Annotated in this window: 22 protein-coding genes; 10 read left to right on the plus strand and 12 right to left on the minus strand. The window is 72.1% G+C overall.

The features are described 5' to 3' along the window. Positions 1-68 precede the first annotated feature (68 nt). The 3 genes from ACF09K_RS08530 to ssd are packed head-to-tail and all read right to left on the minus strand — an operon-like array spanning position 69 to position 3,239. Positions 69-947, minus strand: a complete 879-nt coding sequence (locus ACF09K_RS08530) for a type II secretion system F family protein (protein WP_392241751.1) — start codon at positions 945-947, stop codon at positions 69-71. After that, a complete protein-coding gene (locus ACF09K_RS08535) occupies positions 922-2,139 on the minus strand; it encodes a TadA family conjugal transfer-associated ATPase (protein WP_392241752.1) in 1,218 nt (405 codons plus the stop codon). The genes ACF09K_RS08530 and ACF09K_RS08535 overlap by 26 nt, the downstream gene beginning before the upstream one ends. Then, positions 2,136-3,239: a septum site-determining protein Ssd gene (gene ssd, locus ACF09K_RS08540; protein WP_392241753.1), complete on the minus strand. Its 1,104-nt coding sequence runs from the start codon at positions 3,237-3,239 to the stop codon at positions 2,136-2,138. Before ssd ends, ACF09K_RS08535 begins: the two co-directional genes overlap by 4 nt. Positions 3,240-3,815: 576 nt before the next feature. Here ssd and ACF09K_RS08545 point away from each other — a divergent pair. Next, the gene (locus ACF09K_RS08545) at positions 3,816-4,652 is read left to right on the plus strand and encodes an HAD family hydrolase (RefSeq protein WP_392241754.1); all 837 of its coding nucleotides are present in this window, start codon (positions 3,816-3,818) and stop codon (positions 4,650-4,652) included. A 386-nt stretch (positions 4,653-5,038) separates the two neighbouring features. On the opposite strand, the gene ACF09K_RS08550 is transcribed toward ACF09K_RS08545, so the two are convergent. Continuing rightward, complete coding sequence (locus tag ACF09K_RS08550; RefSeq protein WP_392241755.1) at positions 5,039-5,863, minus strand: oxidoreductase; 825 nt, start codon at positions 5,861-5,863, stop codon at positions 5,039-5,041. Positions 5,864-5,964: 101 nt separating this feature from the next. Between ACF09K_RS08550 and ACF09K_RS08555 the strand changes: the two genes are divergently transcribed. Then, positions 5,965-6,945, plus strand: coding sequence for an ATP-binding protein (locus tag ACF09K_RS08555; protein WP_392241756.1), 981 nt, complete (start codon positions 5,965-5,967; stop codon positions 6,943-6,945). A 48-nt stretch (positions 6,946-6,993) separates the two neighbouring features. Here the strand turns inward: ACF09K_RS08555 and ACF09K_RS08560 are convergent, their stop codons facing one another. After that, entirely contained in the window at positions 6,994-8,274 is a 1,281-nt protein-coding gene (locus tag ACF09K_RS08560; RefSeq protein WP_392241757.1) for a hypothetical protein, read from the minus strand. A 264-nt stretch (positions 8,275-8,538) separates the two neighbouring features. On the opposite strand from ACF09K_RS08560, the gene ACF09K_RS08565 reads away from it, so the two are divergent. The 6 genes from ACF09K_RS08565 (at position 8,539) to ACF09K_RS08590 (ending at position 16,967) form a co-directional block, all read left to right on the plus strand. Beyond that, positions 8,539-11,211 (plus strand): SulP family inorganic anion transporter, encoded by a 2,673-nt coding sequence (locus ACF09K_RS08565; protein WP_392241758.1) that lies wholly within the window; start codon positions 8,539-8,541, stop codon positions 11,209-11,211. Between the two features lie 338 nt (positions 11,212-11,549). Then, the gene (gene acs / locus ACF09K_RS08570; protein ID WP_392241759.1) at positions 11,550-13,508 is read left to right on the plus strand and encodes an acetate--CoA ligase; all 1,959 of its coding nucleotides are present in this window, start codon (positions 11,550-11,552) and stop codon (positions 13,506-13,508) included. Between the two features lie 168 nt (positions 13,509-13,676). Next, the gene (gene nhaA / locus ACF09K_RS08575; RefSeq protein WP_392241760.1) at positions 13,677-15,140 is read left to right on the plus strand and encodes a Na+/H+ antiporter NhaA; all 1,464 of its coding nucleotides are present in this window, start codon (positions 13,677-13,679) and stop codon (positions 15,138-15,140) included. An 81-nt stretch (positions 15,141-15,221) separates the two neighbouring features. Continuing rightward, entirely contained in the window at positions 15,222-15,710 is a 489-nt protein-coding gene (locus ACF09K_RS08580; protein WP_392241761.1) for a phage holin family protein, read from the plus strand. Further along, positions 15,707-16,657, plus strand: a complete 951-nt coding sequence (locus ACF09K_RS08585; RefSeq protein WP_392241762.1) for an alpha/beta fold hydrolase — start codon at positions 15,707-15,709, stop codon at positions 16,655-16,657. The genes ACF09K_RS08580 and ACF09K_RS08585 overlap by 4 nt, the downstream gene beginning before the upstream one ends. 127 nt (positions 16,658-16,784) lie before the next feature. Further along, positions 16,785-16,967: a hypothetical protein gene (locus ACF09K_RS08590; RefSeq protein ID WP_392241763.1), complete on the plus strand. Its 183-nt coding sequence runs from the start codon at positions 16,785-16,787 to the stop codon at positions 16,965-16,967. Between the two features lie 118 nt (positions 16,968-17,085). Here the strand turns inward: ACF09K_RS08590 and ACF09K_RS08595 are convergent, their stop codons facing one another. The 3 genes from ACF09K_RS08595 to nth all read right to left on the minus strand — a co-directional run bounded on the left by ACF09K_RS08595 (position 17,086) and on the right by nth (position 20,166). Beyond that, complete coding sequence (locus ACF09K_RS08595; protein ID WP_392241764.1) at positions 17,086-18,285, minus strand: MarP family serine protease; 1,200 nt, start codon at positions 18,283-18,285, stop codon at positions 17,086-17,088. 94 nt (positions 18,286-18,379) lie between these two features. Then, complete coding sequence (locus ACF09K_RS08600) at positions 18,380-19,078, minus strand: NUDIX hydrolase (RefSeq protein WP_392241765.1); 699 nt, start codon at positions 19,076-19,078, stop codon at positions 18,380-18,382. 77 nt (positions 19,079-19,155) lie between these two features. Further along, positions 19,156-20,166, minus strand: a complete 1,011-nt coding sequence (gene nth, locus ACF09K_RS08605) for an endonuclease III (RefSeq protein ID WP_392241766.1) — start codon at positions 20,164-20,166, stop codon at positions 19,156-19,158. A 275-nt stretch (positions 20,167-20,441) separates the two neighbouring features. Here nth and ACF09K_RS08610 point away from each other — a divergent pair, with 275 nt between their 5' ends. Together ACF09K_RS08610 and ACF09K_RS08615 are read left to right on the plus strand one after the other, a co-directional pair. Beyond that, positions 20,442-21,116: a Crp/Fnr family transcriptional regulator gene (locus ACF09K_RS08610; RefSeq protein WP_020129286.1), complete on the plus strand. Its 675-nt coding sequence runs from the start codon at positions 20,442-20,444 to the stop codon at positions 21,114-21,116. A gap of 282 nt (positions 21,117-21,398) precedes the next feature. Beyond that, positions 21,399-22,214, plus strand: coding sequence for a nucleotidyltransferase domain-containing protein (locus tag ACF09K_RS08615; protein WP_392241767.1), 816 nt, complete (start codon positions 21,399-21,401; stop codon positions 22,212-22,214). Positions 22,215-22,404: 190 nt separating this feature from the next. On the opposite strand, the gene ACF09K_RS08620 is transcribed toward ACF09K_RS08615, so the two are convergent. The 4 genes from ACF09K_RS08620 to ACF09K_RS08635 all read right to left on the minus strand — a co-directional run bounded on the left by ACF09K_RS08620 (position 22,405) and on the right by ACF09K_RS08635 (position 24,846). Beyond that, on the minus strand, positions 22,405-23,235 hold the full coding sequence (locus tag ACF09K_RS08620) for an MBL fold metallo-hydrolase (RefSeq protein ID WP_392241768.1): 831 nt from the start codon (positions 23,233-23,235) through the stop codon (positions 22,405-22,407). Further along, positions 23,232-24,101 carry an NUDIX hydrolase gene (locus ACF09K_RS08625; protein WP_392241769.1) on the minus strand — a complete coding sequence of 290 codons (870 nt, stop codon included), beginning with the start codon at positions 24,099-24,101 and terminating at the stop codon, positions 23,232-23,234. The genes ACF09K_RS08620 and ACF09K_RS08625 overlap by 4 nt, the downstream gene beginning before the upstream one ends. Before the next feature lie 125 nt (positions 24,102-24,226). Continuing rightward, complete coding sequence (locus tag ACF09K_RS08630) at positions 24,227-24,691, minus strand: RidA family protein (protein WP_392241770.1); 465 nt, start codon at positions 24,689-24,691, stop codon at positions 24,227-24,229. Further along, a complete protein-coding gene (locus ACF09K_RS08635) occupies positions 24,688-24,846 on the minus strand; it encodes a DUF4177 domain-containing protein (RefSeq protein ID WP_003967454.1) in 159 nt (52 codons plus the stop codon). Before ACF09K_RS08635 ends, ACF09K_RS08630 begins: the two co-directional genes overlap by 4 nt. Positions 24,847-24,894: the final 48 nt, after the last annotated feature.

A 24,894-nucleotide genomic window follows, 5' to 3' on the forward strand; every position in this document is an offset into this window, starting at 1 on the left:
CTCCCACTCGCTCGTCCTCCGTTCCGCCTCACCCGGCGGACCGGCGCAAACCCGCTCCTCCGTCCGTCTCACACCCCTTCCGCACCTCGCATGATCCGCAGCGCCCACCACATCCCCAGCCCTTCCAGCACCCCGCCGACGAGCAGGCACCCGAGGCCGGCCCCGGTGTGCAGCAGGACATGCAGCGGGTCCGCGCCGAGTGCCGTGCCCAGGAGGAGGCCCAGGACCGGCAGGCAGGCGAGCATCACCGCGGTGGAGCGGGCTCCCGCCAGCTGCGCCCTCAGGTCGGCGCGCTGGTCGCGTTCGGCGCGCAATGCCCCTTCGAGGCGGTCGAGTCCGGCCGCGAGCCCCGCTCCCTGGTCCACGGCCACCCGCCAGCACGCCGCGAGCCCCAGCAGACCGTCGGCCCCGGACTGCCGTGCCGCACCGGTCAGCGCGCCGGGCACGTCACCGCCGAACCGGGCGGCCGCCAGTACGGCCGCCTGGGCCTCGCCGAGCCCTCCCGAGTCGCGTGCGGCGCGCTGCAAGGCCTCACCGGGTTGCCTCCCGGAGCGCACCTCCCCGGCGAGCGCCGCGCACAGCGCGATCACCGCGTCAGCCCGGCGCTCACCCGCACGCCGCGCCGACCGGGCCCGCCTCGCACGACGCAGCAGGGGCACCCCGACCACCCCCGCGGCGACCGGCAGTACCGAGCCTCCGAGCACGGCCACGAGCAGTCCGACGACCGGTGACCACCACTCGGACCGCCAGCGTGCACGCACGTGTCGCAGACCGTGTGTCAGGTCCTGCCATGACGGTGGCCCACTGCCGCCGGTCTCATCTCCGGCCAGCAGCAACTGCGCCCGCCGAAGCGCCGAGTACGGTCCGCCCCACAGCAGGACCGCCACCCCGGCACAGGCGACGGCCGCGCTCATCGGCACCTCACCCGTCCCTCCTGTCACGCTCATGGCTCTCTTCGCTCCTCTCGCTTCGCAGCAGCTCCCTCAGCCGCTCCCAGCCGCGTTCGCGCGCGAACGCATCCGACTGCCACCGCAGCGCCGGCACGGTCCGCACCAGCCCCGAGTGGTCCCGCTCCAGCACGTGCACCTCGGCGATCCGCCGTCGCCCGGCCGGGTCGCGCACCAGGTGCAGCACCACGGACAACGCGGCCGCCAACTGGCTGTGCAGAGCCGCCCGGTCGAGCCCGGCCGCCGTGCCCAGCGCCTCCAGCCGGGTGGGGACATCGGCGGCGGCATTCGCGTGGACCGTCCCGCACCCGCCCTCGTGGCCGGTGTTGAGCGCGGCCAGCAGGTGGACGACCTCCGCTCCGCGCACCTCGCCCACGACCAGCCGATCCGGCCGCATCCGCAGCGCCTGCCGCACCAGGTCCTCGAGCGTGACCAGTCCGGCGCCCTCCTGGTTGGCCGGCCTGGTCTCCAGCCGGACGACGTGCGGGTGGTCCGGCCGCAATTCCGCGGAGTCCTCCGCCAGCACGATCCGCTCTCCCGGCCCGACCAGTCCCAGCAACGCGCTGAGCAGGGTCGTCTTGCCGGTGCCGGTGCCCCCGCTGACCAGGAAGGACAGCCGGGCCCGCAGCAGTGCCCGCAGCACTTCGTCCCCGCCCGGCGGCACCGTGCCCGCGGCCACGAGTTCGTCCAGGGTGAACGCTCGCGGCCGTACCACGCGCAACGCCAGGCAGGTGCAGCCGACGGCCACCGGGGGCAGTACGGCGTGCAGCCTGGTGCCGTCGGGCAGCCGCGCGTCGGCCCAGGGCCGGGCGTCGTCCAGGCGCCGTCCGGCCACCGCGGCCAGACGCTGCGCGAGTCGCCGCACGGCGGCCGCGTCCGGGAAGGAGACGGTGGTCAGTTCCAGGCCTCCGCCCCGGTCGACCCAGACCCGGTCGGGGGCCGACACCAGGACGTCGGTCACCGAAGGGTCGGCGAGCAGCGGCTCCAGCGGGCCGCTGCCGACCAGTTCGGACCGCAGTTGCTCGGCCGCCCCGAGCACTTCCGCGTCCCCGAGGACACGTCCCTGTTCGCGCAGGGCCTGCGCCACGCGTGCGGGTGTCGGTTCGGCCCCGCTCTCGGCGAGCCACTGCCGCACGCCGTCGAGGAGTGTGCCCGGTCCTCGCGGCCGGTCGAGCCGGGTCACCGTGCTCATACGGTGCCCGCCTCGGCCAGCGCCCGCTCCCAGAACTCCTTGCAGAAACGGGCGAGCGGTCCGCGCGCGGCCCCGCCCGGCGGCGCCTTGCCGCCGTCCGGGCGCAGCAGGCCGGACTCGACGGGCACCTCGCCGGCCAAGGGCAGACCGAGCAGACGGGACACCTCACGGTCGTCGAGTCCGGGGGCGTACGGACCGCGTACCGCCACCCTCAGGTCGCGCAGGACCATGTTGACGGCGGACGCGACGCGTCCGGCCGCCGCGACGGCGCGCAGTTCGGCGGGGACCACGAGGAGGCCGACGTCGAGCTGGGCGAGGACCTCGGCGACCCCGTCGTCGATGCGCCGCGGCAGGTCGACGACGACCGTGCCGCCGCGGCGGCGGGCGGCGGCGAGCACCGCCCGCACGGCCTGTGGCGGGATGGAGACACAGTCGCCGCGGTCCCAGCTGAGCACGCGCAGCCGATGCAGTGCGGGCAGTGACTCCTCCAGGGCTCCGCCGCCGACGCGTCCTCGTGAGGCGGCGAAGGCCGGCCAGCGCAGGCCTTCGACGGTCTCGCCGCCGAGCAGGACGTCGAGGCCGCCGCCCAGTGGGTCCGCGTCCACCAGAAGGGTGCGCAGCCCCTCCCGCGCGGAGGTGACGGCGAGAGCGCAGGCGAGCGTGGACGCTCCGGCCCCGCCGCGCCCGCCGACGACGCCCACGGTGAGGGCGGGCCGCCCGACGCCCTCGGCGACGTCGGCGATCCGGTCGACGAGCCACTGCTCGCCGTCGGGCAGCACCAGGACGTGGTCGGCGCCGATCTCGACGGCCCTGCGCCACACCCCCGAGTCGTCCTGATCGTGCCCCACGAGGACCACTCCGCGGCGGCGGGCGGCACCGCGCACACGGCGCGCGGCGTCGTCACCGACCAGGACGAGCGGCGCGGACTCCCAGCCGCCCCGCTGTGCGGGCACCGAGTGGTGCACCTCGGGTGTCGCGCCGGCGGCGGCGCACAGCCGCAGCAGATCGTCGAGGAGCACCGCGTCCTCGGTGACGATCAGTGGCCTGCCCTGCCGCCCTCCGGCAGGGGGTGACGGGTCGTGTGTGACGGCTCCGGTCACGGTTTTCCTCCCCTTCGCCGCGTGGCGCGCAGTCCTCTGCGGCCCCGCGAATCCCGTACGTGTGAAGAACCGGTGTCCGGTCTCCCTGTGAAGGTCCGCCGGAAACCGGGTCGGGCGGCCGGCGAACAGAGGCGGCCCGGAACTCGGCGTGAGCGAACGTGTGGGAATCACGATGCGACGAAGCCGGAAATCATGTGGATCTTGGTGGATAACTGTGGACCGGTGGGGAGTTGTGAATATCACCGTCACCCATACCGGTGAGTGCCGTCCGCCCTGTGCGCGGCGCCCGCAGAGCGGCCCGACGACTACGGAGGGTCACGAATGACGGACGTGCCGGAGGGGCGACCTTCGTCGCGTCGACACGGGAGGGGGTCCACGGAAAGAGGGAAAACCCCTCCGGACATGCGACGACCCCCGCCGGGGGGGAGAGCGGGGGTCGTCTCCACGGCCGACTCGGGGGGGGGAGGAGTCGGACCGGGTTAGCACGGTCGCGAACGATCCGTGACTTCCATGGTGTACCCGAGAGCCTTCTCAGGCAAACCCACACGCCGACCTTACGCCGAATGAGCTGCCCCTATGCTCAAGGGTGTGGAAAACCACTCCTTGCCCCGGACAGCGGCCTTCTTTGACCTGGACAAGACGGTCATTGCGAAGTCGAGCACACTCACCTTCAGCAAGTCCTTCTACCAAGGCGGGCTGATCAACCGCAGGGCGGCCTTGCGTACCGCATATGCGCAGTTCGTCTTCCTCGTCGGCGGTATGGACCACGACCAGATGGAGCGGACCCGCGAGTACCTCTCCGCGATGGTCCGCGGCTGGAACGTCCGCCAGGTGAAGGAGATCGTCGCCGAGACCCTTCACGACCTGATCGACCCGCTCATCTATGACGAGGCGGCCTCCCTGATCGAGCAGCACCACACCGCCGGCCGCGACGTCGTGATCGTCTCCACATCGGGCGCCGAAGTGGTGGAGCCGATCGGCGAGCTGCTCGGCGCGGACCGCGTGGTGGCCACCCGGATGGTCGTGGGCGAGGACGGCTGCTTCACCGGGGAGGTGGAGTACTACGCGTACGGCCCGACCAAGGCCGAGGCCGTCAGGGAACTGGCGGAGTCCGAGGGCTACGACCTTGCGCGCTGCTACGCCTACAGCGACTCGGCGACCGATCTGCCGATGCTCGAGGCGGTCGGCCATCCGCACGCCGTGAATCCGGACCGCGCACTGCGCCGGGAGGCCGTCGCGCGGGGCTGGCCCATCCTGGACTTCCACCGGCCGGTGCGGCTCAAGCAGCGGATTCCGGGGTTCTCCGTCCCACCCCGTCCGGCGCTCGTCGCGGTGGCCGCGATAGGAGCCGCGGCGGCCACGGCGGGTCTGGTCTGGTACGCCAGTCGGCGGCGGGCGGCGGCGACCGCCTGAGCCACGACCGCGCCGGCCCCCGACGCCCGATTGCCACCTGTTTGAGAGTAAAAGTAAAGAACGGACGCCTGCACTTCCACTTGCCGGGGTCCTGGAGTACAAAGGAGTCAACGGCCCGCGAGACCAAGGACATCCGAGAGGATCACCTTAATACCGCATTTGGCCCCACGGACCGAAGCATGAACACCGGGCACCCACGCGACGTCGACCCGTCGATTACGGGCCAGCCGCACCAGGTGACGGGCCGAGTTCCCGACCTGATGGGCATATATCGAGGACGCTTGGTAACCCGGTGAACATGCCAGCGGCGGTACGAGACCTCGTACCGCCGCAACTCCTTTCCGGCCCCTTACGGCGCTTCCGCCCCCTCGGGAGCGCCTTTCCCGTTACGCCGCCCCGCGCTGAAGCGCCTCGCACACCGCCGTCGACTCCCGGGCCCCCAGCTCCACAGCCCTGCCGCAGTGGGCGATCCAGGCCGCCATGCCTTCCGGGGTGCCGGAGACATAGCCCTCGAGGGCCGCGAGATAGGCCGCCCGGCCCAGTTCCGCATGGCCCACCTCGGCGGGGCAGACCGACTTGGGGTCGAGGCCGCTGCCGATCAGCACGATGCGCTCGGCGGCCCGTGCCACCAGACCGTTGTGCGAGGCGAAGGGCCGCAGGGCGAGGAGTTCGCCGTGGACGACGGCGGCGGTGACCAGGGCAGGCGCGGAACTCCCCGCGAGGATCAGCCCGGACAGTCCCTCCAGGCGGCCGGAGACCTCGTCCGCACTCGGCAGGGGCAGCTCGATCAGCGGCTCGGCGACCGTCTCGCCCGACCGCCTGGGCCGCCCCACCTCGTCGCCGTCGGTCGCCGCGGCGACCAGGTGCAGCCGCGCCAGCACCCGCAGGGGCGACTGCCGCCAGATGGACAGCAACTGGCCCGCCTCGGCGGTCAGCCGCAGCGCCGCACCGACGACCCGCGCCTCGTCGTCGGCTCCGAAGTCGCTGCGCCGACGCACCTCCTCCAGGGCCCAGTCCGCGCCGGACAGCGCCGCCGAGCCGCGGGAGCCGCGCAGGGCGGCCTCGGAGGTGATCGCCGTGCTGCGTCGTCGCATGACGCGGTGGCCGTAGACGCGGTCCACGGCTTTGCGCACGGTCTCGACGGAGTCGGCCACCCCGGGCAGCGATCCCAGGGCCGCGAGCGGATCGGCGGTAGCACCTGTCGTACTCATGAGTACGACACTACGCAACGCGGGCGCGGACCCCACGAAGGAGTGGTCTTCTTCACGCGGGAGCGCGACGCAACGCATACACGGCACTACTCTTGGTGAACATGAAAATTGCTTTCGTCGGGAAGGGCGGCAGCGGCAAGACCACGCTGTCCTCCCTCTTCGTCCGTCATCTCGCGGCCGGTGGCGCGCCGGTGATCGCGGTCGACGCGGACATCAACCAGCACTTGGGCGCCGCACTCGGACTCGACGAGGCGGACGCCGCGGCGCTGCCCGCGATGGGGAACCGGCTGCCGCTGATCAAGGACTACCTGCGCGGCTCCAACCCCCGCATCGCCTCCGCCGAGACGATGATCAAGACGACCCCGCCCGGCGAGGGTTCGCGGCTGCTGCGGGTGTCGGAGGACAACCCGGTGTACGACGCGTGCGCCCGGCCGGTGGAACTCGACGGCGGCGCCGTCCGTCTGATGGTCACGGGCCCCTTCACGGACGCCGACCTGGGGGTCGCCTGCTACCACTCCAAGACGGGAGCGGTGGAGCTGTGCCTGAACCACCTGGTGGACGGCCGCGACGAGTACGTGGTCGTCGACATGACAGCGGGTTCGGATTCCTTCGCGTCCGGCATGTTCACCCGTTTCGACATCACGTTCCTCGTCGCCGAGCCGACCCGGAAGGGGGTCTCCGTCTACCGCCAGTACAAGGAGTACGCCCGTGACTTCGGCGTCGAGCTGAGGGTGGTGGGCAACAAGGTCCAGGGCCGGGACGACCTCGACTTCCTCCGCGCCGAGGTCGGGGAGGACCTGCTCGTGACGGTCGGCCACTCGGACTGGGTACGCGCCATGGAGAAGGGCCGGCCGCCCCGGTTCGACACCCTGGAGGACGCCAACCGCCGCGCACTCGATCTGCTGCGGGCGACCGCCGATTCGGCGTACGAGCGACGCGACTGGGAGCGCTACACGCGCCAGATGGTGCACTTCCACCTGAAGAACGCCCAGTCCTGGGGGAACGAGCGGACGGGGGTCGACCTGGCTGCGCAGATCGACCCCGGCTTCGTCCTCGGCGAGAGCCTGACCGCCTCGGCGTGACGGTCGCGCGGGCCGGCCCGCGCGACCCCCGCCGCCCGCGACCGACCGCTACCGCTTGACCGCCGGCGCCCCGGGCACGCCCTTCGGGGCCGGGGCGGGACTGCCGGAGAGGAAGGACGCCCAGCCCTGCTTCGGGGCCTCGCCGACTCCGAGTCCGCGCAGCTTGGCCAGGGTCTGCGGATCCTGGGCGTCCAGCCAGTCCGCGAGCTGCCGGAAGGAGACGCAGCGCACCTCCTCCTTGGTGCACACGTTCTCCACGACCTCCTCGACGGCGCGCATGTACGTGCCGCCGTTCCAGGACTCGAAGTGGTTACCGATGATCAACGGCGCGCGGTTGCCGTCGTAGGCCCGCTGGAAGCCCCTGAGCAGGCCGTCACGCATCTGGTCGCCCCAGTACTCGTGCTTGGCGGGGTCGCCCTGGGTGGCGGTGCCGGACTGGTTGACCATGAAGTTGTAATCCATGGTGAGCTGCTCGAAGGAGTGGCCGGGGAAGGGCACGAGCTGCATGGACAGATCCCACAGGCCCTCCTTCTTGCCGGGCCAGACCTGGTTGTTGACACCGCTGGTGTCATAGCGGAAGCCCAGCTCCCGGCCGGCCTTGCGGAAGTTCTCCTGCCCTTCGAGACAGGGTGTGCGGGCTCCGATGAGCTCCTTGTCGTAGTCGAAGGGCAGCGGGGCCGCCTTCGCCACGCCGGTGTTGGTCTTCCAGGTCTTCACGAACTGCTTGGCCTGGGCGATCTCCTCCTTCCACTCCTCGACCGACCACTCGCCGACACCGCCGTCCTTGCCGCAGAAGTGGCCGTTGAAGTGGGTGCCGATCTCGTTGCCCTCCAGCCACGCCAGGCGGAGCTGCTTCACGGTGTCGGCGATGCCCTGTTCGTCGTTGAAGCCGATGTCGGAGCGGCCCGGCGAGTGCTGGGGCGGCCGGTAGAGGTCGCGTTTGTGCTCCGGCAGCAGGTACACGCCACTGAGGAAATAGGTCATGGTGGCGTTGTTCTCCTTGGCCACCTTGCGGAAGTGGGAGAACAGCCGCTGGCTGTCCTCACCCGCGCCGTCCCACGAGAAGACGACGAACTGCGGCGGCTTCTGCCCCGGCTTGAGGCGCTCCGGTCTGGGCAGATGGGGCTGGGCTCCGGTGAACGCGGTGGAGCCGTCGCCGATGAGGCGGACGGCGTTCCCGGGTGCGGGAGCCGCCGGCTTCGCCTTCTGGGGCCCTGACACCCCTTCCTCAGAACCGTGGGAACCACCGGTTCCCGCAGCACAGCCGGCGAGCGACGCAACCGCCGCGGCAATCACGGCACCCGCGGCGATCCTCTGGGTGGCGGCCATCTTCCGCCCACCTTCTTCCTTCTCCAGGGCCAACAACGGCGCCGCCAACGTCACACGGGACCCGGAAAGGAATTAGTACGACAAGCCGACTAAATACTTAGTCCGCTCATTCGAGTGATCGATTAACCCATTTGCCCGAAAAATGCATGCTCAGCCTTTACTCTGCATTACGATTCATTTACTGATAGTTGATCCATCCCGCCGCTGTACGCCGTGACCCACGGCCGCAAATGCGACCGCGCAGCCCCGGAGGAGACGGGAAACATGTCAGCCTGCATCCCTACTCGTACGCCGGACTCGCCCCAGACCGAGCGCGTCCACCCACCCCACAGCCCCCCGCCCGCACCGCGCCGCCGCTTCCACGTGGCGGGCGCCGACGTATCCGCCGCGATCGCGGTCTTCCTCATCGCCCTGCCCCTGTCCCTGGGGATCGCCCTGGCCACCGGCGCGCCCCTTCAGGCGGGCCTGGTCGCCGCCGCCGTCGGCGGGCTCCTCGCCGGAAGGTTCGGCGGCTCGCCTCTCCAGGTCAGCGGGCCCGCCGCCGGCCTGACCGTCGTCACAGCCGACCTCATCCACCGCTACGGCTGGCGGACCACCTGCGCCATCACCGTCCTGGCCGGACTCGCCCAACTCGGTCTCGGCTGCCTGCGCGTGGCCCGCAGCGCGCTCGCCGTCAGCCCCGCCATCGTGCACGGCATGCTCGCGGGCATCGGTGTCACCATCGCCGTCGCCCAGCTGCACATCGTCCTCGGCGGCAGCCCGCAGAGCTCCGTACTCGAGAATCTGAGCTCCCTGCCCGCCCAGTTGCTCGACCTGGACCCGGCCGCGGTGGTGGTCAGCGTCCTCACACTGGCCCTGCTGATGCTCTGGCCACGCCTGCCCGGCCGCCTGGGTGGTCTGCTGCGCAAGGTGCCCGCCGCCCTGGTCGCCGTCACCGGGGCCACCGCGACCGCCGTGTTCGCCGGGCTCGCCCAACCCCGGGTCGAGCTGCCGTCCTGGAGCAGCCATGCTCTGGCGGGGCTGCCGGAAGGGCCGGCGCTCGGACTCGTCGCCGCCGTCCTCACCATCACCCTGGTGTGCAGCGTGCAGTCATTGCTCGGTGCGGTCGCCGTGGACAAGCTGATCGCCGCCCGCCCCGGCCTGCCCGCCCTGGTCGGCCGCTCCGACCTCGACCGCGAACTGCTCGGTCAGGGGGCCGCCAATCTGGTCTCCGGCGCACTGGGCGGACTGCCCGTCGCGGGCGTGGCGGTACGCAGTTCCGCGAATGTGCACGCCGGCGCCGTCAGCCGGAACTCCACCATGCTGCACGGCGTTCTCGTAGTAGTGGCCGCGCTGCTGATGGTCCAGGTCCTGGAGCTGATCCCGCTCGCCGCGCTCGCAGCCCTGGTCATGGCCGTCGGCATCCAGATGGTGTCCCTCCACCACATCCGCACGGTGACCCGCCACCGAGAGGTGCCGGTGTACGCCATCACCACCCTGGGCGTGGTGTTCCTCGGCGTCCTGCAGGGCGTCGCGCTCGGTGTCGCCGTGGCCGTCGCCGTCTCCATGCACCGCCTCGCCCGCACCCGCATCACCCACGACGAGAAGGAAGGAGTCCACCACGTACAGGTACGAGGGCAGTTGACGTTCCTGGCGGTGCCACGCCTCAGCCGCGCCCTGCATCACGCGCCTCAAGGCGCTCACGTGGTCGTCGAGTTGGACGGTTCCTTCATGGACCACGCGGCGTACGAGACACTGCAGGACTGGCAGAGAACGCACACCGCGCAGGGCGGCTCCGTCGAACTGACCGGCCGCCGCTCCGGCGAGGGGACCGCCCCCTCCGGTTCCGGTGCCGAAGGGGACCGCCCTGTCGCCCCTCCCGTCGGAGCCGCCGTCTCCGCCGGCACGTCGGACAGTCCGCTCACCGGCTGTCGCTGCCGTCCCTGGACACCCTGGCGCAACCATCAGTGCGACGGACCGATGGCGGCACCGCCGCCCGGTACCCGCGCCACGCAGCACCGGGAGGGCCTGGTGAAGGAGCAGGCCGGCGAAGGGCCGGGCGTGCGGCCCGGCACACTTCCCGTGGAGTTCGCGAAGTCCGCCCGACCGGCCACCACGAACGGGCTCGCCGAGTCCGCCGCGCCACCGGCACTCACCGAGCCGACCGGGCGGACCGAGCAGGCCGGACAGACCCCTCACACCCGGCGGGTGGAACGGGCCGGCCCCGCCGAGCCGGCCGGGCGTGCCCGGCCCCTCGGTGCCACCGGCTCCCGGCCCAGCGCGCGTCAGCTGCTCCGTGGAATCAGCGCGTTCCAGCGGAACACCGCGCCGCTGGTGCGGGGCGAGCTGGCTCGGCTTGCTCGGGAAGGGCAGCAGCCGTCCCAGTTGTTCCTCACCTGCGCCGACTCGCGGCTGGTGACGTCGATGATCACCTCCAGTGGTCCCGGCGACCTGTTCGTGGTGCGCAACGTGGGCAACCTCGTGCCACCGCCCGGCGAGGAGAGCGGGGACGACTCGGTGGCGGCCGCGATCGAATACGCGGTGGACGTGCTGAAGGTGCGGTCCATCACGGTCTGCGGGCACTCCGGTTGCGGGGCCATGCAGGCGCTGCTCAATGCCGAACCGGGTGACGTGCAGACACCGTTGCGGCGATGGCTGCGGCACGGGCTGCCCAGCCTGGAGCGGATGGCCGACGCCGGCCGGCCCCGGGCACGGCTGGCCGGGCGGGCGGCCGCCGACGCGGCCGAGCAACTGTGCCTGACCAACGTGGTGGAGCAGTTGGACCATCTGCGGGCCCATGAGTCGGTGGCGCGGTCACTGCGGGCCGGCGAGCTCGAGCTGCACGGGATGTACTTCCACGTGGGCGAAGCACAGGCCTACCTGCTCGGCGAGGACCGCACGGGCGAGGGTGAGCGCGAGGTGTTCGACCATGTGGGGGCAGCGGATCTGAGCGCGTGAGGGACCGGAGCGGGGCGGGCGGACCACCGTGCGGCACGGTCCACCCGTCCCGCCCCGCCCTGTCCACTCCTCGCCGGTACGGCTCCCCCTTCGGCCCCGTCCCGCCTCGCATCCCCCGCCTCGCGTTTCCCGTCCCCCGCGACCGTGAAAGCTGTCACGCCTCTGAACTCCGACCGGTCGGGGTCCGTGGGTACGGATGACTCGGAACGACGGAAAGGGAGCCGCACCACACGGCCCCAACAGGTCTAAACCAATTTTCCGTCGGCCCTTGTCACCGGCTCCCGGGTCTGATGAGCTGTGGCCTGGGACACAACGGACACCCTTGAAAGGGAGATGTCGTGAGCAACGAAAGCCTGGCCAACCTGCTCAAGGAAGAGCGCAGGTTCGAGCCGCCCGCCGACCTGGCCGCCAACGCCAACGTCACGGCGGAGGCGTACGAGCAGGCCAAGGCTGACAGGCTCGGCTTCTGGGCCGAGCAGGCCCGCCGGCTCGCCTGGGCCAAGGAGCCGACGCAGACGCTGGACTGGTCGAACCCGCCGTTCGCCAAGTGGTTCGCGGACGGCGAGCTGAACGTGGCGTACAACTGCGTCGACCGGCACGTGGAGGCCGGGCACGGCGACCGGGTGGCGATCCACTTCGAGGGCGAGCCGGGCGACAGCCGCGCCCTCACCTACGCCCAGCTCAAGGACGAGGTCTCCCGGGCCGCCAACGCCCTGCTGGAACTCGGGGTGCGCAAGGGCGACCGGGTCGCCGTCTACATGCCGATGATCCCCGAGACCGCGATCGCGATGCTGGCGTGCGCCCGGATCGGCGCCGCGCACTCGGTGGTCTTCGGCGGCTTCTCCGCCGACGCGCTCGCCACCCGCATCCAGGACGCCGACGCCCGGGTCGTCATCACCGCCGACGGCGGCTACCGGCGCGGCAAGCCCTCCGCGCTCAAGCCGGCCGTCGACGACGCCGTCGCGCGCGTGGACAACGTCGAGCACGTCCTGGTGGTGCGGCGCACCGGCCAGGAGGTCGCCTTCGACGACAGCCGCGACGTGTGGTGGCACGAGATCGTCGAGCGGCAGTCGGCCGAGCACACCCCGGAGGCGTTCGACGCCGAGCACCCGCTGTTCATCCTGTACACCTCCGGCACGACGGGGAAGCCGAAGGGCATCCTGCACACCTCCGGCGGCTACCTCACCCAGACGGCGTACACCCACCACGCCGTGTTCGACCTCAAGCCCGAGACCGACGTGTACTGGTGCACGGCCGACGTCGGCTGGGTCACCGGCCACTCCTACATCGTGTACGGGCCGCTGGCGAACGGCGCGACGCAGGTCATGTACGAGGGCACCCCGGACACCCCGCACCAGGGCCGGTTCTGGGAGATCGTGCAGAAGTACAAGGTGACGATCCTCTACACGGCGCCGACCGCGATCCGCACGTTCATGAAGTGGGGCGACGACATCCCCGCGAAGTTCGACCTCTCCAGCCTGCGGGTCCTGGGGTCGGTGGGCGAGCCGATCAACCCCGAGGCCTGGATCTGGTACCGCAAGCACATCGGCGCCGACCGCACCCCGGTGGTGGACACCTGGTGGCAGACCGAGACCGGCGCGATGATGATCTCCCCGCTGCCCGGCGTCACCGCGACCAAGCCCGGATCGGCGCAGACGCCCCTGCCCGGCATCTCGGCGACCGTCGTCGACGACGAGGCCAACGAGGTGCCCGACGGCGGCGGTGGCTACCTCGTCCTGACCGAGCCGTGGCCGTCGATGCTGCGCACCATCTGGGGCGACGACCAGCGCTTCCTCGACACCTACTGGTCACGCTTCGAGGGCAAGTACTTCGCCGGCGACGGCGCGAAGAAGGACGACGACGGCGACATCTGGCTCCTCGGCCGGGTCGACGACGTGATGCTCGTCTCCGGCCACAACATCTCCACCACCGAGGTCGAGTCCGCCCTCGTCTCCCACCCGGCCGTCGCCGAGGCCGCCGTGGTCGGCGCCGCCGACGAGACCACCGGACAGGCCATCGTCGCCTTCGTCATCCTGCGCGGTACCGCGAACACCGACGACGAGAACCTCGTCGCCGAGCTGCGCGGCCACGTCGGCGCCACGCTCGGCCCGATCGCCAAGCCCCAGCGGATCCTGCCGGTGGCCGAACTGCCCAAGACCCGCTCCGGCAAGATCATGCGCCGCCTCCTGCGCGACGTCGCCGAGAACCGCCAGCTCGGCGACGTCACCACGCTCACCGACTCCACCGTCATGGACCTCATCCAGAACAAGCTCCCCGCAGCGCCCAGCGAGGACTGAGCACCGCTGTCCGAGGGCACCCGGCGCCTGAGGCGCCGGGTGCCCCGGGCGCACGTACCGTAGGGCTCACCGGAGCACTCCGGACTCACTTTAGGTAAAGTAAACAAAGGTGAGCCGGGAAGTCTGGTCGGCACGAGTTCCGTGCTGTCCACCCACCGGAGGCCCACCGTGACCGCGCCCCGCGCCGACACCTCTCGCACCGACACCCCCCGCAAGGTCTTCGGACGTCTGTCCCTGCCCGAGCGGAGCTACGTCGCGGACGCGCTGCGCACCGAGACCGTCGGCGGTGTGCTGCTGCTGGTCGCCGCCGTCGCCGCACTGATCTGGGCAAACACACCCGCGCTGCGCGACAGCTACGAGAGCGTCGGCCACTTCCACCTCGGCCCTGGGGCGCTCGGGCTGAACCTGTCGGTCGAGCACTGGGCGGCCGACGGGCTGCTCGCCGTCTTCTTCTTCGTCGCCGGCATCGAGCTCAAGCGCGAACTCGTCGCCGGTGACCTCAAGGATCCGAGGGCCGCCGCGCTGCCCGTCGTCGCCGCCCTGTGCGGGATGGCCGTACCGGCGCTGGTCTACGTACTGACCAATCTCACCGGTGGCGGTGGCCTGAGCGGCTGGGCCGTGCCCACGGCCACCGACATCGCCTTCGCGCTCGCCGTCCTGGCCGTCATCGGCACCTCCCTGCCCAGTGCCCTGCGGGCCTTCCTGCTCACCCTCGCCGTCGTCGACGACCTGTTCGCGATCCTGATCATCGCCGTCTTCTTCACCGAAAGCATCGACTTCGCCGCGCTCGGCGGCGCGGTCGTCGGCCTCGGCTTGTTCTGGCTGCTGCTGCGCAAGGGCGTGCGCGGCTGGTACGTGTACGTGCCGCTCGCGCTGGTGATCTGGGCGCTGATGTACAACAGCGGCATCCACGCCACCATCGCGGGCGTCGCGATGGGCCTGATGCTGCGCTGCAGCACCCGTGAGGGCGAGGAGCACTCCCCCGGCGAGCACATCGAACACCTCGTGCGCCCGCTGTCGGCCGGTCTGGCGGTTCCGCTGTTCGCCCTGTTCAGCGCCGGGGTGTCGGTCTCCGGCGGCGCGCTCGGGGACGTGTTCACCAAGCCGGAGACACTGGGCGTCGTCCTGGGGCTCGTCGTCGGCAAGACGGTCGGCATCTTCGGCGGGACCTGGCTGACCGCCCGCTTCACGCGGGCCTCGCTCAGCGAGGACCTCGCCTGGGCGGACGTCTTCGCCGTGGCCTCGCTCGCCGGCATCGGCTTCACGGTCTCGCTGCTGATCGGGGAGCTGGCCTTCGAGGGCGACGCGGTCCTGACCGACGAGGTCAAGGCGGCCGTCCTGATGGGTTCGCTGATCGCGGCGGCCCTGGCGACCGTCCTGCTGAAGGTCCGCAACGCCAAGTACCGCCGGATGTGGGAGGACGAGGAGCGCGACGACGACCTCGACGGCATCCCCGACGTCTACGAGGAGGACGACCCGGCGTACCACGTGCGCATGGCGGAGATCTACGACCGCAAGGCCGCCGAACACCGCCGGCTCGCCGTGGAGAAGGCCGCGGAGAGGGCCGCGGCGCGCCACGGGCTTGCCGAAGTGGCGGGCGGGGCGGGCGAGGACGACGACCGTCCGGCATGATCTGACGGGACGGTACAAAAGACGGGACCGCACGCAGTCAGGCAGAAGACGGCGGAACCGTACAAGACGAGGGAGACCGCGATGAGCGCACCCGACGGCAGCCCGGTCGGCGCCGAACGCAGCATCGGCCAGCTGTTCGCCTCCGCGACGACCGAGATGTCGGCGCTGGTGCACGACGAGATCGCGCTGGCGAAGGCCCAGCTCAAGCAGGACGTGAAGCGCGGGGCGACGAGCGGCGGCGCGTTCACGGTGGCGGGCGCGATCCTGCTGTTCTCGCTGCCGATGCTGAACTTCGCCCTCGCGTACGGCATCCGCACCTGGAGCCACTGGAATCTCGCGATCTGCTTCCTGCTGTCCTTCGCGGCGAACGTCCTCGTCGCCGTGGTCCTGGCGCTGATCGGCGTCGCCTTCGCCAAGAAGGCCAAGAAGGGCCAGGGCGCGCAGAAGGTCGCCGCCTCGATGAAGGAGTCGGCGGGGGTCCTGCAGAACGCCAAGCCGCACCCACGGCCCGAGCTCGCGCAGGACGGTGGCCGGAAGGCCCTCGAGCCTGTGGCACGCTCGTCGTCATGACGGACCCCGCCACCCCTTCGGCTCAGCCCGCCTCGGTCGTACGGCCCGAGTTCGTCGGCGAGACCAAGGTGACCCACCGGGAGGTCGCCGCCAACGGCGCGCGCTTCCACATCGCCGAACTGGGCGACGGCCCGCTCGTGATGCTCGTGCACGGCTTCCCCCAGTTCTGGTGGACGTGGCGGCACCAGCTGACCGCGCTGGCCGACGCCGGCTTCCGGGCCGTCGCCATGGACCTGCGGGGCGTGGGCGGCAGCGACCGCACGCCCCGCGGCTACGACCCGGCCAACCTCGCCCTCGACATCACCGGCGTGATCCGCTCCCTCGGCGAGCCGGACGCCGCGCTGGTCGGTCACGACCTGGGCGGCTATCTGGCGTGGACCGCGGCGGTCATGCGCCCCAAGCTCGTACGACGGCTCGCGGTCGTCTCGATGCCGCACCCGAGGCGCTGGCGCTCCGCGATGCTCGTCGACGTCCGGCAGACCACGGCCGGCTCCCACATCTGGGGGTTCCAGCGGCCCTGGATCCCGGAGCGGCAGCTCACCGCCGACGACGGCGAGCTGGTCGGCCGGCTGATCCGGGAGTGGTCCGGCCCCCGGCAGCCGGAGGACGAGGCGATCGAGACGTACCGGCGGGCGATGTGCATCCCCTCCACCGCGCACTGCTCGGTGGAGCCCTACCGGTGGCTGGTGCGGTCGTTGGCCCGGCCGGACGGGATCCAGTTCTACCGGCGCATGAAGCGGCCGGTGCGCGTGCCGACGCTGCACCTGCACGGTTCCCTGGACCCGGTGATGCGCACCCGTAGCGCGGCCGGTTCGGGCGAGTACGTCGAAGCGCCGTACCGCTGGCGGCTGTTCGACGGGCTCGGCCACTTCCCGCACGAAGAGGATCCGGCCGCCTTCTCCACCGAACTGGTCAACTGGCTGAAGGATCCCGAACCCGACCGGTGACCGGATCGTCGCGCCCGGTGTCCGGAACGGAACACCTGTTCCACGAACGGCCAATTGCCCGGCGCATAGGCCAATTGACGGGCCGGCGCGCGGTTATCGACCTTGGGGCCCGGGCAGACGTCGGTGTATGGGCTGGACGCACGACTACAGTGACGCAGTACGCGACCGCCGCTCGCCCGGTGGTCTTGACTCCCGCCAACGAGGCAGCGGCCCGCGGTTGCAGGGCAACGACCTCCGGGTGGGAATTCCGCGCATCCTCCGCCGCCGGGCCCGCTGGGTGTCCGTACGCCTGCGTCATCCGCGCGACTGACGCTCTCGCGCAGTGCGGTGCCGGGGCCGGCCCCGGCTGACGAACCGTTGTTCCCCTCATTGCCGAACCGCTGTTCCCGACCGGACGTGGTGCCGGCCGTCCGACGGCCGGCACCGCCTCAGAGGGCGCAGTTGTCGCTGTCCACCTGCTGGTTGGCGGCGCGTCCACGGGTGATGTCCTGCCGGATCTCGTCCGCGGTGAGCGCGTAGCCGGTGTCGGCGTCGTCGAGGGACTTCGCGAAGACCACGCCGTAGACCTTGCCTTCGGGCGTGAGCAGCGGGCCGCCGGAGTTGCCCTGGCGGACCGTCGTGAACAGCGAGTAGACGTCGCGGCGGACGGTGCCGCGGTGGTAGATGTCCGGGCCGTTGGCCGTGATCCGGCCCCGCACGCGCGCCGCGCGGACGTCGTACGAGCCGTTCTCCGGGAAGCCGGCCACGATCGCTCCGTCCCCGTTCGTCGCGTCCCCGGTGGTGAACTGCAGCACGGGCGCGTCGAGATCGGGTACGTCGAGGACGGCGATGTCGCGCTTCCAGTCGTAGAGGACGACCGTGGCGTCGTACTTGCGGCCCTCGCCGCCTATCTGGACGGTCGGCTCGTCGACGCCGCCCACGACGTGCGCGTTGGTCATGACGCGGCGCTCGCCGAAGACGAAGCCGGTGCCCTCCAGGACCTTGCCACAGCTCTCGGCGGTGCCCATGACCTTGACGATGGAGCGCTGCGCGCGGACCGCCACGGCGCTGTTCGCCAGGGCCGGGTCGGGCGGTTCGACGTCGGTGATCGGCTCGTTGGCGAACGGGCTGAAGACCTGCGGGAAGCCGTTCTGCGCGAGGACGGAGGAGAAGTCGGCGAACCAGGTGTCGGCCTGGCCGGGCAGCGCCTCGGACACGCCGTGCAGCACCGTGGAGCCGCGGACCTCCTTGCCCAGCGTGGGCAGCGTCGTGCCGGCGAGGGCGGATCCGATCAGCCAGGCCACCAGCAGCATCGCGACGACGTTGACCAGGGCGCCGCCGGTGGCGTCCAGCGCGCGGGCCGGGGACCAGGTGATGTGGCGGCGCAGCTTGTTGCCCAGGTGGGTGGTGAGGGCCTGCCCCACGGAGGCGCAGACGATGACCACGATGACGGCGACGACGGCGGCCGTCGTGCTCACCTCGGAGTTGTCGGTCAGCCAGTCCCAGATGACCGGCAGCAGGTAGACGGCGACGAGGCCGCCGCCCAGGAAACCGATCACCGACAGGATGCCGACGACGAAACCCTGGCGGTAGCCGACGACCGCGAACCAGACGGCCGCGAGCAGCAACAGGATGTCCAGCACGTTCACCGTTCAGGCCTCGCCTCTTTCTACCCGGCCGCGGCGGGCCGGCCGGGGTCCGGAGGATCGCCCCCCGGGTACACACAGCACGGACGACACCCTGTCATGACCGCCAGTCGAGTGGCACCAGCTTCTCCCGGTCCCAGGGGCGCTCCCAGCCCGCGTAGTGCAGGAGGCGGTCGATCACGCCGGCGGTGAAGCCCCACACAAGGGCGGATTCGACCAGGAATGCCGGGCCCCGGTGGCCACTGGGGTGGTAGGTCGTGGCGCGGTTGGCGGCGTCCGTGAGATCCGCCACGGGGACCGTGAACACGCGGGCGGTCTCGTTCGGGTCGACCACTCCGACCGGGCTCGGCTCGCGCCACCAGCCCAGCACGGGGGTCACGACGAACTCGCTGACCGGGATGTACAGCTTGGGCAGCACACCGAACAACTGGACGCCGGACGGGTCGAGACCGGTCTCCTCCTCGGCCTCGCGCAGGGCGGCCCGCAGGGGGCCGTCGCCGTGCGGATCGCCGTCCTGCGGGTCGAGGGCGCCGCCGGGGAAGGACGGCTGTCCGGCGTGCGAGCGCAGCGAACTGGCCCGCTCCATGAGCAGCAGCTCGGGGCCGCGTTCGCCGTCACCGAAGAGGATCAGGACCGCCGACTGCCGTCCGCCGCCGTCCTCCGGGGGCAGGAAGCGGCTCAGCTGGAGCGGCTGCACCGTCTCCGCGGCGTCCGCCACCGGCCCCAGCCAGGCGGGCAGCCCTTTCCTGCTGAGGGTCACCGCCCCGCCCCGCGTGCCGCTCGCGCGTGCCGTCACCGCACCACCCCCGTTCTGCCCGGTCCAACGCCCGGGGGTACGCGGATCGTTCCGGTCCTGCGGGGCCGCACCCGGCCTCATCCGGCCCCCAGCGGGGGAGCGGGCCGGCCGCCCGCGTCCAGGTAGGCCTGGGGCGGGTTCAGCCGTTGGCCGGGGAAGCCGCCCTTCTCGTACTTCAGGAGCTTCTTCGCCTTCTCCGGGTCTGTCTCCCCCTCGCCGTACGCCGGGCAGAGCGGCGCGATGGGGCAGGCGCCGCAGGCGGGCTTGCGGGCGTGGCAGATGCGGCGGCCGTGGAAGATCACGTGGTGCGAGAGCATCGTCCAGTCGCTCTTGGGGAAGAGCGAGCCGACCGCGGCCTCGATCTTGTCCGGCTCGGTCTCCGCGGTCCACCGCCAGCGCCGCACCAGCCGCTGGAAGTGCGTGTCCACGGTGATCCCCGGGCGGCCGAACGCGTTGCCCAGCACCACGAAGGCGGTCTTGCGGCCGACGCCGGGCAGCTTCACCAGGTCCTCCAGCCGTCCGGGGACCTCTCCGTCGAACTGCTCGACCAGTGCCCGGGAAAGGCCGATCACCGACCTGGTCTTGGCGCGGAAGAAGCCGGTGGGACGCAGGATCTCCTCGACGTCCTCGGGGTCGGCGGCGGCCAGGTCCTCGGGGGCGGGGTACTTCGCGAAGAGGCCGGGGGTGGTCTGGTTGACCCGGAGGTCGGTGGTCTGGGCCGACAGGACGGTGGCGACCACGAGTTGGAAGGGGTTCTCGAAGTCCAGCTCGGGGTGGGCGTACGGATAGACCTCGGCGAGTTCGCGGTTGATGCGGCGGGCGCGGCGGACCAGGGCGGTGCGGGACTCGCTCTTGGGCGGCTTGGGGGACTTGGGCGGCTTGGGGGACTTCGACGGCTCGGGCGGCTCGGCCGACCGGGACGACTCGGGTGCGTTCGACGAAGCCGGCGGCTTCGCCGGTGCCGGGGCCGTCGCGGCGGTCCCGGCCGCCTCGACGGCGGTCGCCCGCTTCGCGGCCGTCCTCTTCGGCGCCGCCTTCTCCACGGGTTTCGCCCTCTCCTCGTCACCGCCGGAGCCCTGTTCGCCCACAGCGGAATTGCGACGTTCAACCACCCGTCCAGCCCCCTTGGCCTGTGTTCTCACCGGCTGTTCGGACACCCGGCCAGCCTAAAGCCCGGCACCGACATCCGCCCCGGACCCTGAAGATCGGTCCCCGATTGGACCCCTGACGCTTACCCCGGGACACCTGTGCGGCATCCTTGTGACAGATCACACTGTTTGGACCGCCCGGCAAAATGGGGAACACGGACCCCTGGCACACGGGGGAGCAAGATCCCCTGAGCAGGTCGACAAGGAGAGAACTCGTGGACGACGTCCTCCGGCGCAACCCGCTCTTCGCGGCACTCGACGACGAGCAGGCCGCGGAGCTCCGCGCCTCCATGAGCGAGGTGACGCTCGCCCGTGGCGACTCCCTGTTCCACGAGGGAGACCCCGGCGACCGGCTCTACGTCGTCACCGAGGGCAAGGTCAAGCTCCACCGCACGTCCCCGGACGGCCGCGAGAACATGCTGGCCGTGGTCGGCCCCAGCGAACTGATCGGCGAGCTGTCGCTCTTCGACCCGGGCCCGCGGACGGCGACCGCCACCGCGCTGACCGAGGTCAAGCTGCTCGGCCTCGGCCACGGCGACCTCCAGCCCTGGCTGAACGCCCGTCCCGAGGTGGCCACCGCACTGCTGCGCGCCGTCGCCCGGCGCCTGCGCAAGACCAACGACGCCATGTCCGACCTGGTCTTCTCCGACGTTCCCGGCCGTGTCGCGCGTGCCCTGCTGGACCTCTCGCGCCGCTTCGGCGTGCAGTCCGAGGAGGGCATCCACGTCGTCCACGACCTCACGCAGGAGGAGCTGGCCCAGCTGGTCGGCGCGTCCCGCGAGACCGTGAACAAGGCGCTGGCCGACTTCGCGCAGCGCGGGTGGCTGCGACTGGAGGCCCGGGCGGTCATCCTGCTGGACGTGGAGCGACTGGCCAAGCGGTCCCGCTGACCGCCGGCCGCGGTCGGCGGCCTGTCCGCGCGGGCGTCCGTCGGCGGGCGGTCACACCGTCCGCCGAGTTGCCGGTGACGGTCTGCCCACCCGGGCGGCCGTAGGCGGGCGCGGGGAGCGAGCGTCGCCGAGGGGCGCCGGCCCCAGGCCCCCACATGTGCCCGACGGCCCCGCCTCCGCGCGCCGGGCTGGCCCTGCTCGGGGCGTCGGGCGGGCCCTGCTCGGGGGCGGCGGGTGGAAAAAGACGCGACCTGTCGCCGCCTCCCGCAGCACAGTGACCCCATGAGCGACATCCGTCCAGGTCTGGACGCCCAGGGGTTCATCGCACGCGAAGGTTCCCTCGCGCGCGTGCCGCACGTCTTCCGGCCCGTCGTCGCCGCGGCACGGGACCGGTTGCCGCACCTGTTCGGGGAGCGGCTGCACAGCGCGTACCTGTACGGGTCGGTTCCCCGCGGCACCGCGCGCGCGGGACGCAGCGACCTCGACCTCCTGGTCGCGCTGCACGAGGAGCCCACCGGGGCGGACCGGGCGGGCGTCCGTTCCCTCGGTGAGGCCCTCGACCGGGAGTACCCGCAGATCGACGGGGCCGGCACGCTGCTCCACAGCCGCGCCCGGCTGCTGAGCGACGCGGAGCGGTACGACCTGGGCTGGTTCGTGGCGTGCCTGTGCACGCCGCTGCTGGGCGAGGACCTGGCCGGGCGCCTGCCCCGCCACCGGCCCACTTCCCGCCTCGCGCGGGAGACCAACGGTGACCTCGCGCTGCTCCTCCCGCGCTGGCGCGCGCGCATCGCCGAGGCGGACGACACCGACGCGGCCCGGCTGCCACTGGTCCGGTTCATGTCCCGGCACCTCGTGCGCACCGCCTTCACCCTGGTCATGCCCCGCTGGAACGGCTGGACCAGCGACCTGCACGAGATGGCGGAGGCCTTCGCCGCGTACCACCCCGCGCGCGCGGAACAGCTCCGTGCGGCGGCCGCACGCGGATACGAGCCGACCGGGGACGCCGACGCGCTGCGGGAGTACGTCGAGGATCTCGGGCCCTGGCTGGCGGACACCTACGCGCGCGTGCACGGCGTGAAGACACCGAGGCCTGACTGACGGGTGGCTGGTGCCGCGGCAGGCAACGTTCGCCCGTCGAGGAGCGGCGTCCGGTGCGTGCTCCCGGCGTGCCGGCCGGAAGTCCTCGTGCTGGACGTACTCGGGCTTTCGGCCGGTGCGGCGAGCGGGGGTCCCCCTCCGGGGGAGCGTGCCGGGCGTCGCGACGGGGCGGACGCTGCCTGTTGCGGCACTAGATGAGGCCGTGCTCCCGGAGGTACTCGAGCTGGGCCCGCACCGACAGCTCCGCCGCCGGCCACAGGGAGCGGTCCACGTCCGCGTAGACGTGGCCCACGACCTCGGCGGGGGCGCGGAGACCGTTCTCCACGGCCGTCTCCACCTGGGCGAGGCGGTGGGCACGGTGGGCGAGGTAGAACTCGACGGCGCCCTGGGCGTCCTCCAGGACGGGTCCGTGACCCGGCAGGACGGTGTGGACGCCGTCGTCGACCGTGAGGGACCTGAGCCGGCGCAGGGAGTCCAGGTAGTCGCCCAGGCGGCCGTCGGGGTGCGCCACGACCGTCGTACCGCGGCCGAGGACCGTGTCGCCGGTCAGGACGGCGCGGTCGGCCGGCAGGTGGAAGCAGAGGGAGTCGGCGGTGTGGCCCGGCGTCGGGACGATCCGCAGTTCCAGGCCGCCGACCGTGACGACGTCACCGGCGGCCAGGCCCTCGTCGCCCAGCCGCAGCGCCGGGTCCAGGGCCCGCACCTTCGTGCCGGTCAGCTCGGCGAAGCGGACGGCTCCCTCGGCGTGGTCGGGGTGGCCGTGGGTGAGCAGGGTCAGGGCGACGCGCTTGCCGGCTTCCCGCGCGGTGTCGACGACCGCGCGCAGGTGCCCCTCGTCCAGCGGGCCCGGGTCGATCACGACGGCCAGGTCCGAGTCGGGCTCGGCGACGAGCCAGGTGTTCGTGCCGTCCAGGGTCATCGGGGAGGCGTTCGGGGCGAGGACGTTGACCGCGCGTGGTGTGGCGGGGCCCGAGAGGACCGCGTCACGGGGCCGTCCGGGCAGGGCGGCTGCGTCGGTCATGCCGGGCCTCCGCCGGCCGTGATGTGCCGGGTGAACTCGTCGTGGCCGGGCCAGGACAGCACGACCTCGCCGTCCTCCAGGCGGGCCCGCGCCAGAACGGGGGTGAGATCGCGTGCGGGTGCGGCGGCCAGGGCCTCGGCGGCCGTGCCGTACGGCAGCAGCTGGCGCAGGGTCGCGATCGTGGGCGGCATCATCAGCAGCTCGCCCTCGTCGTACGAGGCGGCGGCGTCGGCGGGGCGGATCCAGACCGTGCGGTCGGCCTCCGTGGAGGCGTTGCGGGTGCGCTGGCCCTCGGGGAGGGCGGCGACGAAGAACCAGGTGTCGTAGCGGCGGGGCTCGAACTCCGGGGTGATCCAGCGCGTCCAGGCGCCCAGCAGGTCGGAGCGCAGCACCAGCCCGCGCCGGTCGAGGAACTCCGCGAAGGACGTCTCGCGGGCGACGAGGGCGGCCCGGTCGGCCTCCCAGTCGTCGCCGGTGGTGTCGCCGACGACGGTTTCGGGGGTCGGCCCGGCGAGCAGCACACCGGCCTCCTCGTACGTCTCCCGCACGGCAGCGCACACGATGGCCTGGGCCGCCGTCCCGTCGACGCCGAGCCGCTCGGCCCACCACGCGCGCGTGGGGCCCGCCCAGCGCACGTGCCGGTCGTCGTCGCGCGGGTCGACCCCGCCGCCCGGGTACGCGTACGCGCCTCCGGCGAAGGCCATGGAGGCGCGTCTGCGCAGCATGTGGACCACGGGTCCGCTGCCGGCGTCCTTCAGGAGCATCACCGTGGCCGCGCGTTTCGGGGCGACCGGGGTGAGGGTGCCGTCCGCGAGCGCACGGATGCGCTGCGGCCAGTCCGGTGGGAACCACTGCCCATTCGCCATGGCCGGAGGCTATCCCGTGACGCGCGAATGTTCGAGAGGTGCCCGAGGTCGGACGGCACGCCTGTGGCACGGGCACGACGGTGGCACGGGCCCGGCCGCCGGCCACCGCCGGACGGACCGGCCGGCTACCGCACCAGCTCGACCTGGATCTCCACCTCGACGGGCGCGTCCAGGGGCAGGACCGCGACGCCGACCGCGCTGCGCGCGTGCACGCCCTTGTCGCCGAGGACCTCGCCCAGCAGCTCGCTCGCGCCGTTGAGGACGGCGGGCTGGCCGGTGAAGTCGGCGGCCGACGCCACGAAGCCCACGACCTTCACCACGCGCGCGACGCGGTCCAGGTCACCGGCGACCGACTTGACGGCGGCCAGGGCGTTCAGGGCGCAGGTGCGGGCCAGGTCCTTGGCCTCCTCGGGGGTGACCTCCGCGCCGACCTTGCCGGTGACCGGGAGCTTGCCGTCCACCATCGGCAGCTGGCCCGACGTGTACACGTAGGGGCCGGACTGCACGGCCGGCTGGTAGGCCGCGAGGGGCGGCACGACCGCGGGCAGGGCCAGGCCCAGCTCGGCGAGCCTCGCCTCGACCGCGCTCACGCCTTCTCCCGCTTCAGGTAGGCCACGAGCTGCTCGGGGTTGTTCGGGCCGGGAACGACCTGGACGAGCTCCCAGCCGTCCTCGCCCCAGGTGTCCAGAATCTGCTTCGTGGCGTGGACGAGCAGCGGCACGGTTGCGTATTCCCACTTGGTCATGGGCCGACTTTATCCGCTGCGGCGGCGGGGTCCCGTCCCCGGCCGTGT

The organism is Streptomyces sp. NPDC014882 (assembly GCF_043081325.1).
Taxonomy (GTDB): domain Bacteria; phylum Actinomycetota; class Actinomycetes; order Streptomycetales; family Streptomycetaceae; genus Streptomyces.

Excerpts from the sequence above, each read along its gene's own strand:
- ACF09K_RS08580 (WP_392241761.1), top strand. The coding sequence starts at position 15,222 with ATGAGCGCACCCGACGGCAGCCCGGTCGGCGCCGAACGCAGCATCGGC.
- ACF09K_RS08545 (WP_392241754.1), top strand. The coding sequence starts at position 3,816 with ATGCTCAAGGGTGTGGAAAACCACTCCTTGCCCCGGACAGCGGCCTTC.
- ACF09K_RS08550 (WP_392241755.1), bottom strand. The coding sequence starts at position 5,863 with ATGAGTACGACAGGTGCTACCGCCGATCCGCTCGCGGCCCTGGGATCG.
- ACF09K_RS08615 (WP_392241767.1), top strand. The coding sequence starts at position 21,399 with ATGAGCGACATCCGTCCAGGTCTGGACGCCCAGGGGTTCATCGCACGC.
- ACF09K_RS08555 (WP_392241756.1), top strand. The coding sequence starts at position 5,965 with ATGAAAATTGCTTTCGTCGGGAAGGGCGGCAGCGGCAAGACCACGCTG.
- ACF09K_RS08530 (WP_392241751.1), bottom strand. The coding sequence starts at position 947 with ATGAGCGTGACAGGAGGGACGGGTGAGGTGCCGATGAGCGCGGCCGTC.
- ACF09K_RS08565 (WP_392241758.1), top strand. The coding sequence starts at position 8,539 with ATGTCAGCCTGCATCCCTACTCGTACGCCGGACTCGCCCCAGACCGAG.
- ACF09K_RS08590 (WP_392241763.1), top strand. The coding sequence starts at position 16,785 with ATGGGCTGGACGCACGACTACAGTGACGCAGTACGCGACCGCCGCTCG.
- ACF09K_RS08585 (WP_392241762.1), top strand. The coding sequence starts at position 15,707 with ATGACGGACCCCGCCACCCCTTCGGCTCAGCCCGCCTCGGTCGTACGG.
- ACF09K_RS08535 (WP_392241752.1), bottom strand. The coding sequence starts at position 2,139 with ATGAGCACGGTGACCCGGCTCGACCGGCCGCGAGGACCGGGCACACTC.
- ACF09K_RS08560 (WP_392241757.1), bottom strand. The coding sequence starts at position 8,274 with ATGGCCGCCACCCAGAGGATCGCCGCGGGTGCCGTGATTGCCGCGGCG.
- ACF09K_RS08625 (WP_392241769.1), bottom strand. The coding sequence starts at position 24,101 with ATGGCGAATGGGCAGTGGTTCCCACCGGACTGGCCGCAGCGCATCCGT.
- ACF09K_RS08635 (WP_003967454.1), bottom strand. The coding sequence starts at position 24,846 with ATGACCAAGTGGGAATACGCAACCGTGCCGCTGCTCGTCCACGCCACG.
- ACF09K_RS08620 (WP_392241768.1), bottom strand. The coding sequence starts at position 23,235 with ATGACCGACGCAGCCGCCCTGCCCGGACGGCCCCGTGACGCGGTCCTC.